This window comes from Arenimonas soli, assembly GCF_014643775.1.
Classification (GTDB): domain Bacteria; phylum Pseudomonadota; class Gammaproteobacteria; order Xanthomonadales; family Xanthomonadaceae; genus Arenimonas; species Arenimonas soli.
In genome coordinates this window covers 562,925-575,159 of the sequence record NZ_BMKC01000001.1, presented here as the reverse complement: position 1 = coordinate 575,159, position 12,235 = coordinate 562,925, and the positions used below count along the sequence as shown (strand labels likewise).

Annotated in this window: 14 protein-coding genes; 8 read left to right on the top strand and 6 right to left on the bottom strand. The window is 69.7% G+C overall.

Going from position 1 to position 12,235, the window contains the following annotated elements; translation table 11 throughout:
• The first annotated feature begins 52 nt into the window (after positions 1-52).
• Positions 53-1,831, top strand: coding sequence for an acyl-CoA dehydrogenase C-terminal domain-containing protein (locus IEX13_RS02690; RefSeq protein ID WP_188660991.1), 1,779 nt, complete (start codon positions 53-55; stop codon positions 1,829-1,831).
• A 4-nt stretch (positions 1,832-1,835) separates the two neighbouring features.
• On the opposite strand, the gene IEX13_RS02685 is transcribed toward IEX13_RS02690, so the two are convergent.
• The 4 genes from IEX13_RS02685 to IEX13_RS02670 form a co-directional block, all read right to left on the bottom strand.
• Positions 1,836-2,408, bottom strand: a complete 573-nt coding sequence (locus IEX13_RS02685) for a DUF1415 domain-containing protein (RefSeq protein ID WP_229668429.1) — start codon at positions 2,406-2,408, stop codon at positions 1,836-1,838.
• Between the two features lie 4 nt (positions 2,409-2,412).
• Positions 2,413-3,720 (bottom strand): NADH:flavin oxidoreductase/NADH oxidase family protein, encoded by a 1,308-nt coding sequence (locus tag IEX13_RS02680; protein WP_188660988.1) that lies wholly within the window; start codon positions 3,718-3,720, stop codon positions 2,413-2,415.
• 89 nt (positions 3,721-3,809) lie between these two features.
• Positions 3,810-4,715, bottom strand: a complete 906-nt coding sequence (locus tag IEX13_RS02675) for a sensor domain-containing protein (RefSeq protein ID WP_188660985.1) — start codon at positions 4,713-4,715, stop codon at positions 3,810-3,812.
• A complete protein-coding gene (locus IEX13_RS02670) occupies positions 4,712-5,077 on the bottom strand; it encodes a PadR family transcriptional regulator (RefSeq protein ID WP_188660982.1) in 366 nt (121 codons plus the stop codon). Before IEX13_RS02670 ends, IEX13_RS02675 begins: the two co-directional genes overlap by 4 nt.
• 187 nt (positions 5,078-5,264) lie before the next feature.
• Between IEX13_RS02670 and ygiD the strand changes: the two genes are divergently transcribed.
• From ygiD to IEX13_RS02645, 5 genes are read left to right on the top strand one after another with little or no spacing between them, the layout of a single operon-like run.
• Positions 5,265-6,056, top strand: a complete 792-nt coding sequence (gene ygiD, locus IEX13_RS02665; protein ID WP_308423885.1) for a 4,5-DOPA-extradiol-dioxygenase — start codon at positions 5,265-5,267, stop codon at positions 6,054-6,056.
• Positions 6,056-6,925, top strand: a complete 870-nt coding sequence (locus tag IEX13_RS02660; protein WP_188660974.1) for a bile acid:sodium symporter family protein — start codon at positions 6,056-6,058, stop codon at positions 6,923-6,925. Before ygiD ends, IEX13_RS02660 begins: the two co-directional genes overlap by 1 nt.
• Positions 6,922-7,515, top strand: a complete 594-nt coding sequence (locus tag IEX13_RS02655) for a class I SAM-dependent methyltransferase (RefSeq protein WP_188660971.1) — start codon at positions 6,922-6,924, stop codon at positions 7,513-7,515. Before IEX13_RS02660 ends, IEX13_RS02655 begins: the two co-directional genes overlap by 4 nt.
• A complete protein-coding gene (locus IEX13_RS02650; RefSeq protein ID WP_188660968.1) occupies positions 7,515-8,495 on the top strand; it encodes a serine/threonine protein kinase in 981 nt (326 codons plus the stop codon). Before IEX13_RS02655 ends, IEX13_RS02650 begins: the two co-directional genes overlap by 1 nt.
• Before the next feature lie 46 nt (positions 8,496-8,541).
• Positions 8,542-9,480 carry a peptidylprolyl isomerase gene (locus tag IEX13_RS02645; protein WP_188660966.1) on the top strand — a complete coding sequence of 313 codons (939 nt, stop codon included), beginning with the start codon at positions 8,542-8,544 and terminating at the stop codon, positions 9,478-9,480.
• A 6-nt stretch (positions 9,481-9,486) separates the two neighbouring features.
• On the opposite strand, the gene IEX13_RS02640 is transcribed toward IEX13_RS02645, so the two are convergent.
• A complete protein-coding gene (locus IEX13_RS02640) occupies positions 9,487-10,380 on the bottom strand; it encodes a DUF2785 domain-containing protein (RefSeq protein ID WP_188660963.1) in 894 nt (297 codons plus the stop codon).
• Positions 10,381-10,443: 63 nt separating this feature from the next.
• Between IEX13_RS02640 and IEX13_RS02635 the strand changes: the two genes are divergently transcribed.
• Together IEX13_RS02635 and IEX13_RS02630 are read left to right on the top strand one after the other, a co-directional pair.
• Positions 10,444-10,695: a GIY-YIG nuclease family protein gene (locus IEX13_RS02635; protein WP_188660960.1), complete on the top strand. Its 252-nt coding sequence runs from the start codon at positions 10,444-10,446 to the stop codon at positions 10,693-10,695.
• Positions 10,692-11,618, top strand: coding sequence for a DMT family transporter (locus IEX13_RS02630; protein ID WP_188660957.1), 927 nt, complete (start codon positions 10,692-10,694; stop codon positions 11,616-11,618). Before IEX13_RS02635 ends, IEX13_RS02630 begins: the two co-directional genes overlap by 4 nt.
• On the opposite strand, the gene IEX13_RS02625 is transcribed toward IEX13_RS02630, so the two are convergent.
• Entirely contained in the window at positions 11,615-12,160 is a 546-nt protein-coding gene (locus IEX13_RS02625) for a YaeQ family protein (RefSeq protein ID WP_188660955.1), read from the bottom strand. The genes IEX13_RS02630 and IEX13_RS02625 overlap by 4 nt on opposite strands.
• Positions 12,161-12,235: the final 75 nt, after the last annotated feature.

Below are 12,235 nucleotides of genomic sequence, written 5' to 3'. Positions count from 1 at the left end.
CATCACATACGCACCGGTATGGTGCGCCTGAAGCCCGACCCGAGAGCCCGCCATGCCCCACTACACCGCCCCGCTGCGCGACATGCAGTTCGTGCTGTTCGACCTGCTGCAGGCTGAAACCGAGCTGGCCGCCCTGCCCCGCCATGCCGGCCTCGACCGCGACACCATCGAAGCGGTGCTGGAAGAAGGCGCGAAGTTCGCCAGCCAGGTCATCCAGCCGCTGAACCAGGTCGGCGACCGCGAGGGCTGCACGTACCACGGCGACGGCGTGGTCACGGCGCCGCCGGGCTTCAAGGAGGCCTACCGGCAGTACGTCGACAATGGCTGGCCGTCGGTGTCCTGCGACCCGGACTGGGGTGGCCAGGGCCTGCCGACGCTGGTGAACAACCGCCTCTACGAGATGTGGAACTCGGCCAACCAGGCCTGGCTGATGTACGCGGGCCTGTCGCACAGCGCCTACGAATGCCTGATGGCCTTCGGCACCGAGGAACAGAAGCAGGTCTACCTGACCAGGATCGTGTCCGGCGAATGGACCGGCACCATGTGCCTGACCGAACCGCACTGCGGCACCGACCTGGGCCTGCTCAAGACCCGGGCCGAAGCCAACGACGACGGCAGCTTCGCCCTGACCGGCACCAAGATCTTCATCAGCGCCGGCGAACACGACCTCGCCGAGAACATCCTGCACCTGGTGCTGGCCCGACTGCCCGGCGCGCCTGCCGGCACCAAGGGCATCTCGCTGTTCCTGGTGCCCAAGTTCCTGCCCGACGCCGACGGCAACGTCGGCGGGCGCAACGCCATCAAGGCCGGCTCGATCGAACACAAGATGGGCATCCACGGCAACGCCACCTGCGTGATGAACCTCGACGGCGCCACCGGCTGGCTGATCGGCGAAGCCAACAAGGGCCTGGCCGCGATGTTCGTGATGATGAATTCCGCGCGCCTGGGCGTGGGCATGCAGTCGCTGGGCCAGGCCGAAGTCGCCTACCAGAATGCCGCAGCCTACGCGAAGGACCGCCTGCAGGGGCGCGCCGCCACCGGCCCGGCCTCGCCGGACAAGGCCGCCGATTCGATCCTGGTGCATCCGGACGTGCGCCGCATGCTGCTCACCGCGCGCGCCTGCAACGAAGGTGGCCGCGCCCTGGCCACCTGGACCGCACTGCTGCTCGACCGCGAACACGACCATCCGGATCCGGCCGTGCGCGAGGAAGCCAGCGAACTGATGGCGCTGCTGACGCCGGTGGTGAAGGCCTTCCTGACCGACAATGGTTACGAAACCGCCACCCTGTGCCAGCAGGTGCTGGGCGGCCATGGCTACATCAGCGAATGGGGCATGGACCAGTACGTGCGCGACGCACGCATCAACATGATCTACGAAGGCACCAATGGCATCCAGGCGCTGGACCTGCTGGGCCGCAAGGTGCTGATGGACGGCGGCGCGAAGTTCGCTCGCTTCGCGGCGCTGGTGCAGGCCTTCCTCGATGAGAACGCCGGCCGCCCGGAGCTGGCCGAGTTCACCGCGCCGCTGGCGAAGCTGCTGGCCGACACCGTTGCCCTGACCCAGGAGATCGGCGTGAAGGCCAAGGCCGACCCCAACGAGGTCGGTGCGGCGGCGGTGCCCTACCTGCGCATCACCGGCCACCTGTGTTTCGCCTGGCTGTGGGCGCGCATGGCGGCGCTGGCGATCGGCAAGGACGATCACTTCCACGCGGCGAAGGTCGCCACGGCGCGTTTTTACTTCGCCTGGCTGCTGCCCGAAGTCGAGCAGCGTTTCCGCGAGGCCCGTGCCGGCGCACCCAGCCTGATGGCGATGCCCGCCGACGCGTTCTGAGCCGCTATTTGCGCCACAGCGCCCGCCAGCCGTCGGGGCCCAGCCTGCGCAGGGCCGCGATGTTGGTTTCGTAGATGCGGTCGGCGTCGGGGAAGGCCTCCACGGCCTTGTCCACGCTGTCCTCGCGCAGCAGGTGCAGGGTCGGGAACGGCGCCCGGTTGCTGAAGTTGGCCATGTCGTCGGGCGCACTTTCGGCGAACTGGTACTGCGGGTGGAAACTCGCCACCTGCAGCACGCCGTCGAGTTCAAGCTCTTCAACCGCGGCGTCGGCGATGTCCAGGAAGTCGTTGTAGTCCAGGAAGTCGCGCAGCACGTAGGGATGCACCAGCAGCGTGGTCTCGATGTCGCCCGGGTCGGCCGAGGCCAGCAGCTGCAGTTCGTGCAGCAGGTCCTGCAGCAGGCCTTCTTCGTCGGCGGCCTGGCTGACCACGTAGCGGACCTGCCGTTTTGCGTGCACGGCCTTGGCGAAGGGGCACAGGTTGAGGCCGATCACGGCCTTCTCCAGCCATTCCTGGGTGGCCGCGACCACGGCCTCGTCGGTCAGCGGCTCGTCGCCATGCATCGGATCGTGGCTCATCTTCCTACTCCCGGCGCCGCAGCGCGGCGGCCTTGCTCAGGTCATTCCACCAGTAGCGCACGAACGAGCGCAGCATGCCGCGGCGCGGGTCGACGCGCCGGCCGTCGGCCAGCCGTTCCATCTGCTGGTAGTACCAGCCCTGCGCCCCGAGCACGTTGACCATCTTCGCCAGCAGCCAGGGGCTGGCCGGCGACAGGCGGCCGCGCGCGCGCAGGTGCAGGCGGTCTTCGAACGCGGGCAAGGTGTCGATCTCGCGTGCCAGCAGCCGGCGGGCCACGTCCGGGTGCGTGCAGAAGGGCCGGGCGATGCCGATCAGGTCGGTGTCGCCACCGGCCAGCGCCGCCTCCATACCCTCGCGGCTGCGGAAGCCGCCCGTCACCATCAGCGGCATTCGCGCCACCCGCCGGATGGCGGCGGCATAGTCGAGGAAATAGGCCTCGCGCACCCGGGTGCTGGGCCGCACCTGCACCGCATCGACGTCGCGGCCGGCGATGCCGAGCAGGCGCGGCTGTTCGTAGTTGCCGCCGGAGATTTCCAGCAGGTCCACGCCTTCCCCGTTTAGCAGTTCCACCACGCCCAGGCAGTCGGCGTGGCTGAAGCCGCCCTTGCGGAAATCGTCGGAATTGAGCTTCACCGATACCGGGAAATCGGCGCCGACGGCCTTGCGCACCGCACGCACGGTTTCGACCAGGAAACGCGCGCGGTTGGGCAGCGACCCACCCCAGGCGTCGCTGCGGCGATTGGTGACCGGCGACAGGAAGCTGCTCAGAAGGTAACCGTGCGCGCCGTGCACCTGCACGCCGGTGAAGCCGCAGTCGCGCGCGATCACCGCGACGTCGGCGAAACGCCGCACCAGGGCCAGGATCTCGTCTTCGCGAAGTGCCCGGGGCCGGGCGTAGTTGCCCAGCAGGTCCAGCTGCACGTCCGAAGGGCCGACCGGTTGGCGGGTGACATACCGCGGCGATTGCCGGCCGGCGTGCGAAATCTGCATCCACAGCGCGTTGCCCGCCCGCGTGCCGGCGCTGGCCCAGCGGCGGAGCCGTTCCCGGGCGGTGTCGTCGACGCTGGGCGCGAAACCGGGATCGATGGCGACGTTGCCGGGGCGTTCGAGCACCCGGTGGTCGATCATCACGTTGCCGGTGATCAGCAGCCCGGCGCCGCCGTCGCTCCAGGCGCCGTAGAGCTGGTCGAGCCGGGACGTGGCGCGCAGCCGGGAGTCGCCCAGGCCTTCGGTCATCGCCGCCTTGCACAGGCGATTGCCGAGCGTCGTGCCGCAGGGCAGGCGCAGCGGCTGGGCCAGGGGATCGGACATCGGCGACTCCAGCGGTGGTTCCGGTCGCCCACCATACTGCAATGGCCCGGCGCCGGACCGTGATGCCGCGGCCCGGCGCCGTCCGGTGCTCAGTGCTGGGCGGACTTCACCAGCAGGTTCTTGGCCAGGGCGCCGTGGCCCCGGCCGACCAGCCGCGCCAGGTGCAGCATCGCGAAGAACAGCAGGGTGCCCAGCATCATCACCAGGCCGGCCTGCCAGGGCGCGCCGAAGGACATGCCGTCCCAGTCGGTGCCCACCGGCAGGCCGAAGCTGCCGAGCAGCGCCGCGATGCCGCCCACCACCAAGCCCACCGACAGCACCATGCCGGTGACGGTGACGGTGAAGTAGACGATGCCCAGCGGCAGCATCAGCAGCTGGTAGAGCATGGTGCTCCAGGTGCGCGGGTCGGTGAACATGGCGCCGATGCGCTCGAGCCAGGGCTGGCCGCGGCCCTGGTACAGCGGCCGGCGCGGCATGCGTTCACCCAGCAGCACCTCGACGATCCGGCCTTCCACCAGCGACAGCACGCGCACCAGGCCAATGAAAAGGATCACCACCGGCACGCCGATGATCATCAGCGCCAGGCTGGCCGAGAGGCTGAAACCGGTGACCACGGCGGTGAAATAGACGATGCCCGTGGCCAGCGAAAGCAGCATGTAGAACAGCGCCGCCCAGGCCCGGGTGTCGGTGGCGACCCCGAAGAAGCGGCCGGCGGCGCTTTCGCGCGGCGGCGCCGGCGGCGTGCGCAGCGCCCGCGTCACCTGCACTTCGGTATCGCGGTAGATGTCGGCCACTTCCTCGGGCGCCCCGTAGCTGGTGGCGACGCTGGCGATCAGGTCGGCCTCGGCCATGCCGGGGTTGGCGGCCATTTCCGAGCGCAGGTATTCCTCCGCGTCGTAGAGGGCGTCCTGCACCAGGGCCGGGTCGGCGCCGCGCAGGGCCGCACGCAGCTGTTCGAGGTAGTCGGGGATGGTTTTCGGGGTGGCGGCGGTCATCGCAGGTTTCCTTCCAGCACGGAATCGACGGAGTCGCGGGTGGTGCGCCAGCTGCCGGTCCAATCCGACAGCGCCTGGCGGCCCAGCGTGGTGATGCGGTAGTAGCGCCGGGGCGGGCCGCTGACCGAAGGCACCACGTGGCTTTCGGCCAGGCCGGCGGCGCTGAGGTTGCGCAGCACCGGGTACAGCGCGCTTTGTTTGCCACCCAGCAGCGGGTCGCCGGTCAGTTCCAGCCGCTTGGCGATCTGGTAGCCATAAAGCGGTTCGTCCGACCGGGCCAGGACCGCCAGCAGGACCAGGGAAACGGTCCCGGCGCTGAGCTCTTTCTGGAACTTCTTCAGGTGCGGCTCGGTGTCCTGCATGGTCCTGTCCCGGCCTGCGCGATACAGGCCTGTTGTGGATAGTGTTGAGTCAATACTAGTCAGTCCTGGCGCGGCTGGCAGTGCCGCAAGTCACGGTCGCGACGCGCAGGCCGGGGCTCGCCCGTCTTGCATCCCTCGCGGCCTTGGTTAATGTGGGGGCCACTGCCCCCTGTCGGAGAGTGTCTCGATGAGCCCGTCCATGCCTGGCCCGATGCCCGCCCTGTTCGTCGGGCACGGATCACCCATGAACGCCATCGAGGACAACGCCTGGCGTCGCAGCTGGCAGGCATTGGGTAAACGCCTGCCCCGTCCCAAGGCCATCCTGTGCATCTCGGCGCACTGGGAAACCGAAGGCGTTTTTGTCGGCAGCGCCGAGAAGCCCGATACCATCCACGACTTCCGCGGCTTTCCCAAGGCGCTATTCGACGTGCGCTACCCGGCGCCGGGCAGCCCGGACCTGGCCCACCGCGTCGCCGAACTGGTGGACGATCCCCGGGTGCATTTCGACTCGCACCGCGGCCTGGACCACGGCGCCTGGAGCGTGCTGCAGCCCATGTTCCCCGACGCCGACATCCCGGTGGTGCCGCTGAGCCTTTCGATCCTGCAGCCCGGCGCCTGGCACTACGACTTCGCGCAGCAGCTCGCGCCCCTTCGCGACGAAGGCGTGCTGGTCGTGGGCACGGGCAATATCGTGCACAACCTGCGCTACTGGCGGCAGGGCCAGACCGAACCGCTGGACTGGGCCCAGCGCTTCGACGAAGACATCGCCGAACGCATCGCCGAGGGCCACCACGAAGGCATGCTCGGTTACGAAACCCTGGGCCCCGACGCGCTGATGGCCATCCCCTCGCCGGAACACTACCTGCCGCTGCTGTACGTGCTGGCCCTGCAGCGCGACGACGACCCGGTCGAGTTCTTCAACGAGGATGTGGTTGGCCCCATCTCCATGCGCTCGGTCATCATCGGCAAGCTGGACTGATGTCCGACAACCCGGTCCTGATGCTGTTCCTGCCGGCGGCGCTGGCCGTGGTGATGGCCGGGCTGGGCCTGCACCTGACCCTGGCCGATTTCCGCCGCGTCCTGGCCATGCCGCGCGCCGTGGCCGTGGCGCTGGCCGTGCAGGTGCTGCTGCTGCCGCCCGTCGCCTTCGGCCTGGCCATGGCCTTCGGCCTGCCCGGCGAACTGGCCCTGGGCCTGGTGCTGCTGGCCGCCTCGCCGGGTGGCGTCACCGCCAACCTGTTCAGCCACCTGGCGCGCGGCGACGTCGCGCTCAACATCAGCCTGACTGCCATCAACAGCCTGCTGGCGCTGCTGACGCTGCCGGTCTGGACCGCGCTTGCGCTGTCGGTGTTCCTGGGCGCCGAAGGCAGCGTGCCGCCGCCGACCCGGAAGATCGTCGAGGTCGCGGTGCTCGTGATCGGCCCTGTGGCCCTGGGCATGGCCCTGCGCGCCTGGCGCCCGGCCCTGGCCGCGGCGGCGGAAAAGCCGGTGCGGATCCTGTCCTCGCTGCTGCTGGGCGCGCTGATCGTCATGGCCTTCGCATCGGAGTGGGACATCGTGCGCCTGTACGCACCGGTGGTCGGGCTGGCCTGCGTGCTGTTCAACCTGGTCAGCTTGCTGTCGGGCTATTTCGTGGCGCGTGGCGTGCGCCTGGCCGAACCGCAGGCGATCGCCATCGCCTTTGAGATCGGCATCCACAACGGCACCCTGGCCATCTTCATCGCCATCGAAGTGCTGGGCCGCGACGCCGCCAGCATCGCGCCGGCGATCTACGCGCTCAGCATGTACCTCACCGGCGCGATCTTCGCCGCCTGGCTGCTGCACCGGGCCAAGGCGCGGCCGGCGTGAAGAAGGTCTACGACCGCGATTATTTCGAGAACTGGTACCGCCGCCGCGACCTGGGCGGCGCCGCCGCGCTGGGCCGCAAGGTGGCGCTGGCCGTGGCCACCACCGAATACCACCTCGGGCGCCCGCTGAAGTCGGTGCTGGACGTCGGCTGCGGCGAAGGCGCCTGGCGGGCACCGCTGCTCAAGCTCCGGCCCGGCCTGAACTACCTGGGCCTGGACAGCAGCGACTACGCCATCGACCGCTACGGCGCCAGCCGCAACCTGCACTGGATGCCCTTCGGCGACCTGGCCGCCGTTGGTTTTTCGCGGCCGGTGGACCTGCTGGTGTGCTCGGACGTCATGCACTACCTGGCCGACGAGGAACTGCAGCGCGGGCTGAAGGAGTTCGCGCGCCTGTGCCACGGCGTGGCCTTCCTGGAAGTGTTCGCCGACGGCGACGACATCGTCGGCGACCTCAGGGAACTGCATCGCCGGCCCGCCACCTGGTACCGCAAGGCCTTCGGCAAGGCCGGCTTCACGCCCCTGGGCTCGCACCTGTACCTGTCCGCGCCCCTGGCCGCGCGCGCGACCGCGCTGGAACTGCCCCGCTAGTGGGCGCCGAAACGCCGTTCGCCGACCTCGACCCCGACCGCATCCTCGACGCCGTCGAGTCACTGGGCCTGCAAAGCGACGGCCGCGTGCTGGCGCTCAACAGCTACGAGAACCGCGTCTACCGCATCGGCATGGAACAGGGGCCGGCGCGGGTGGCCAAGTTCTACCGCCCCGGCCGCTGGACCGACGAAGCCATCGGCGAGGAACACCTCTTCTCCGCCGAACTAAAGGCCGCCGACCTGTCCGTGGTCGCGCCGCTGGAAATCAGGGGCCGCACCCTGCACCCTTTCCAGGGCCACCGTTTCGCGCTGTTCGAACTGCGCGGTGGCCACGCGCCCGAACCCGGCAATCGCGAGGTCCTGACCCACCTGGGCCGCGTACTGGGCCGCATGCATGCGGTCGGCGCTTCGGGACGCTTCGCGCACCGCGGCGCCATCGGCATCGAAAGCCATGGCGAGGACCCGGTTCACTACCTGCTGGAGAATCGCTGGCTTCCTCCCGAGCTCGAAGGCAACTTCGAACGGCTCGCCGAAGCCCTGTTCGACGCCATGGACGCCTGCTACGAACGCGCCGGCGACACCACCACGCTGCGCCTGCACGGCGACTGCCACCCGGGAAACATCCTGTGGCGCGACGACCAGGCGCACTTCGTCGACCTCGACGACTGCCTGTCCGGGCCGGCGGTGCAGGACCTGTGGATGCTGGCCGGCCGGCGCGAGGACAGCCGCGAGCCCTGGCGCTGGCTGCTCGAAGGTTACGAAACCTTCCGCGCCTTCAACCGCCGCGAGCTGCACCTGGTCGAAGCCCTGCGAACGTTGCGCCTGTTGCACCACAACGCCTGGATCGCACGCCGCTGGCACGACCCGGCTTTCCCGGTCGCCTTTCCCTGGTTCGAGGCGCCAAGGCACTGGGAGTCGGTAATCACCCAGATGCAGGAACAGCTGGCCGCCCTGCAGGAACCGCCGCCCGACCCCGACTGAACCGGCTTGCGTTACGCTGCCGTGCAATGGAAACCGAGGACACCGCATGCGCCCGACCCTGCCCCTGACCCTGCTGGCCCTGTCCCTGTCGGCGTGTGCGAATGCGCCGATACAAGCCGGCGCCCCTGCCGCAAAAGCGCCGACCACGCAGGAGGTCATCGACGCGTCCACGGCCGCGGACTGGCGCCCGCTCGACCCCGTGAACACGGTCTACCTGCAGCTGCCGTCCGGCATGGTGGTGATCGAACTGGCGCCGGAATTCGCGCCCGAACACACCGCCAACATCCGGACGCTAGTCAAGGGACGCTACTTCGACGGCCTGTCCGTCAACCGTTCGCAGGACAACTTCGTGGTGCAGTGGGGCGACCCGGCCGGCGACGAGCTGGCCCTGCGCCGGCCGCTGGGTGAGGCCAGGGCGACCCTGCCGGCTGAATTCAGCCGCGCCGCGGATGGCCTGGATTTCCACGCCCTGCCCGACCCCGACGGCTGGGCGCCGCAAACCGGCTTCGTCAATGGATTCGCCGCGGCGCGCGATCCGAAAGCCGGCAAGGCCTGGCTGGCGCACTGTTACGGCACCGTCGGCGCCGGCCGCGCGATGGAACCCGACTCCAGCAACGGCAGCGAACTCTATGTCGTCACCGGCCAGTCGCCGCGCCAGCTCGACCTCAACATCACCACCGTCGGCCGGGTGGTGGTCGGCATGGAACGACTGAGCGTGCTGCCGCGCGGCAGTGGCCCGCTGGGCTTTTACACCGACGCATCCCAGCGGGTGCCGATCCTGGCCGTGCGCCTGGCTTCGGAAATCGAGCCGGACCAGCGCGCGCAGATCGAAGTGATGCGCACCGGCACGCCGACCTGGGACGCCTACGTCGAATCGCGCCGCAACCGCAGCGACGAGTGGTACCTGCACCCGGCCGGCCACATCGACGTGTGCAACCTGTCGGTGCCGGTGCGGCCCATACCGAAACCTGCCGCCGCGGGCTGACGCCGGCTACTGGCTCGCGCGCAACGCGTCTTCCACCGCCGGCCGGTAGCCGGACAAGCTTTCCTGGCTGCTGATGCCGGCATGCAGGGCCAGCAGGAAGGCGCGCAGGTTGTGCCGTCGCGCCAGTCCGGCCTCGTTTTGCCAGGCTTCGTCCCAGGACGCCATCGGCGCGGGCGACGCCACGCCGTCCAGCCAGGCTTTCCAGCTTTCCTGGTCGAAGCTGTCCAGGCCCAGCGCCAGCAGCACCGGGCGCGCCAGGCGCTCGGATTCGGTGTGCACGTAGGGCGGTGCGCCCACCGGGGCGACCTGGGTGGCCACCGCGTCGAGCAGGCGACGGCGCGCGGCGGCGTCCAGCGCCGGATTGAGCACCAGCTGCATCACGAAGTCGGCGCCGTGCGCCACGCCGTGGCGCCAGCCCTGGCCATCGGTGAAACCGCGGTAGTCGCGCACGCCCGACAGGTAGTCCGCCGCGGCTGACACCAGCGTTTCGCGTTCTTCGACCGACAGCCAGGCGGCCACCCGGTCGGTGCGCGCGACTTCGGCGAGCACCAGGGCCGCAAACGGCGCCTGGAACCCTGCGGGGTCCGGACGGTCTGGCGCCAGGTCGCCCAGCAGCGTTTCCATCAGCCCGGCGCGGACCACCGGCGACACGGCGTCGGCCCGCAGCCAGGTGGCCAGGCGGGTGTAGGCCAGCGCGTCGCGAACCTCCGGATCCGGGTGGGCCAGGCAAGCCGCCAGGTTCGGCACGAGTTTGTCGCGCTCGAGCCGGTCGGCGGCGGCCTGGCCGGCCGCTTGCACGGCCTGGGCGAAGCCGGACGTGCCGGGACAAATGGGCGCCGGAGGTGCCGCGAGGACGGGCACCGGCAGCGCGAGCAAAACCGCCCCCAGGAAACAACGCATCGTTCCTCTCCTCCCTTGCCCGGGCCGCGCGATTTTTGCCGGCTGCATGGGAGAATGCCGCCCATGCCCTGGTTCGTCTACCTGATCGAATGCCTGGACGGCAGCGTCTATACCGGCGTGGCCGTGGACGTCGATCGCCGGTACGCCGAGCACGCCGCCGGCAAGGGCGCGCGTTACACCCGGTCGCACCCGCCGCGCCGCCTGCTGGCCCGCTTCGAACACCCGGACCGGTCCAGCGCGCTCAAGGCCGAACACGCCATCAAACAACTTTCCGCCCTCCAGAAACGCGCACTCGCCCAAGGCCAGCCCCGATGACCCCGACCACCAAGGCCTACTGGCAGATGCATTTTTGCGTGCTGCTTTGGGGCTTCACCGCCATCCTGGGCAAGGTGATCACGCTGCCGGCCATGGCACTGGTGGTCTGGCGCATGGCGATCGTGGCGCTGGCGCTGCTGCTGGTGCCCCGGGTCTGGCGCGGCCTGCGCGCGCTGCCGCCGCGGCTGTGGCTCATCTACTCGGGCATCGGCACCCTGGTGGCGCTGCACTGGCTCACCTTCTACGGCGCCATCAAGCTGGCCAATGCTTCCGTGGCGGTGACCTGCATCGCGCTGGCGACGGTGTTCGTGCCCATGGTCGAACCCTGGATCACCGGCCGCAAGTTCGAACCGCGCGAACTGCTGCTGGGCGTGGCGGTCGTGCCGGGCGTCGCGCTGGTGGTGGGCGGCGTTCCCGACGGCATGCGCCTGGGCATCGTGGTCGGCACGATCTCGGCGGTTCTGGTGGCGCTGTTCGGTTCGCTCAACAAGCGTTACGTCGAACGCGCCGACCCGCTGACGGTCACCGGGCTCGAGCTGGGCGCCGGCGGGCTGGTGCTGGCCCTGCTGACCCCGCTGCTGCCCTGGTTCGGTTCGCCGCTGGTGATTCCCGGGGCCATGGACATGGTCTGGCTGCTGGTGCTGGCCCTGGCCTGCACGCTGCTGCCGTTCGCGCTTTCGCTGGTGGCGCTGCGGCACCTGAGCGCGTTTTCTGCGCAGCTGGCGGTGAACCTCGAGCCGATCTACGCCATCGTGCTGGCGATCGTGCTGCTGGGCGAACAGCACGAACTGGGCGGCATGTTCTATGCCGGCGTCGTGGTCATCCTGGCCGGGGTGTTCGTGCACCCGCTGCTGTCGCGACACCCCATGCCCAAGCCCGAACCGGCGAACCTGGGCACGGCCGAAGGCAAGGTGCTCGACTAGGACCGGCTGCGGCGAATCCGCGGCGTCAGTTCCAGCGTGCCGGCCTCGTCGATCCACTGCAGCACGCCGTCCTGCATCACCACCTGCACGTCCATGCCGCGCACCAGGCGCTGGCCCAGGGCCATGACCTGATCGGGGGCGACGTCGACCACGATGAGGTTGCCGAAGCGCGCCAGCGCGGCCTCGTGTTTTTCCCACCACAGGTCGGCGCCGCGGCCGCCGTAGGTCAGCACCACCGCTTCACCGGCGCGGCCACAGGCCTTGCGCACGCGTGATTCGTCGGGCTGGCCCAGGTCGATCCACTGTTCGATGACGCCGGTGAGGTCCTTGCGCCACAGGTCGGGTTCGTCGTCGGTGCTCAGGCCGCGGCCGAACTCCAGGCGTTCGTCGGCGAACAGCGCGAAGGCCAGCAGCCGCAGCATCAACCGCTCGTCGGTCTCGGAAGGGTGCTGGGCCAGCACCAGGTCGTGGCTGGCGTAGTAATGCCGGTCCATGTCGCTGATCTGCAGCCTGGCCTTGTGCACGGTGGACTTGGGCGCCATCGCGGGATCCGGGGAAGTCTGGGCCCGGCAGCCTGGGCCATGCCGGCCGGGCTGTCCAGTCGCCGCGCATTGCCA

Coding starts and splice junctions, on each gene's coding strand:
- IEX13_RS02690 (WP_188660991.1), top strand. CDS start 53: ATGCCCCACTACACCGCCCCGCTGCGCGACATGCAGTTCGTGCTGTTC.
- IEX13_RS02685 (WP_229668429.1), bottom strand. CDS start 2,408: ATGAGCCACGATCCGATGCATGGCGACGAGCCGCTGACCGACGAGGCC.
- IEX13_RS02680 (WP_188660988.1), bottom strand. CDS start 3,720: ATGTCCGATCCCCTGGCCCAGCCGCTGCGCCTGCCCTGCGGCACGACG.
- IEX13_RS02675 (WP_188660985.1), bottom strand. CDS start 4,715: ATGACCGCCGCCACCCCGAAAACCATCCCCGACTACCTCGAACAGCTG.
- IEX13_RS02670 (WP_188660982.1), bottom strand. CDS start 5,077: ATGCAGGACACCGAGCCGCACCTGAAGAAGTTCCAGAAAGAGCTCAGC.
- ygiD (WP_308423885.1), top strand. CDS start 5,265: ATGAGCCCGTCCATGCCTGGCCCGATGCCCGCCCTGTTCGTCGGGCAC.
- IEX13_RS02660 (WP_188660974.1), top strand. CDS start 6,056: ATGTCCGACAACCCGGTCCTGATGCTGTTCCTGCCGGCGGCGCTGGCC.
- IEX13_RS02645 (WP_188660966.1), top strand. CDS start 8,542: ATGCGCCCGACCCTGCCCCTGACCCTGCTGGCCCTGTCCCTGTCGGCG.
- IEX13_RS02640 (WP_188660963.1), bottom strand. CDS start 10,380: ATGCGTTGTTTCCTGGGGGCGGTTTTGCTCGCGCTGCCGGTGCCCGTC.
- IEX13_RS02635 (WP_188660960.1), top strand. CDS start 10,444: ATGCCCTGGTTCGTCTACCTGATCGAATGCCTGGACGGCAGCGTCTAT.
- IEX13_RS02630 (WP_188660957.1), top strand. CDS start 10,692: ATGACCCCGACCACCAAGGCCTACTGGCAGATGCATTTTTGCGTGCTG.
- IEX13_RS02625 (WP_188660955.1), bottom strand. CDS start 12,160: ATGGCGCCCAAGTCCACCGTGCACAAGGCCAGGCTGCAGATCAGCGAC.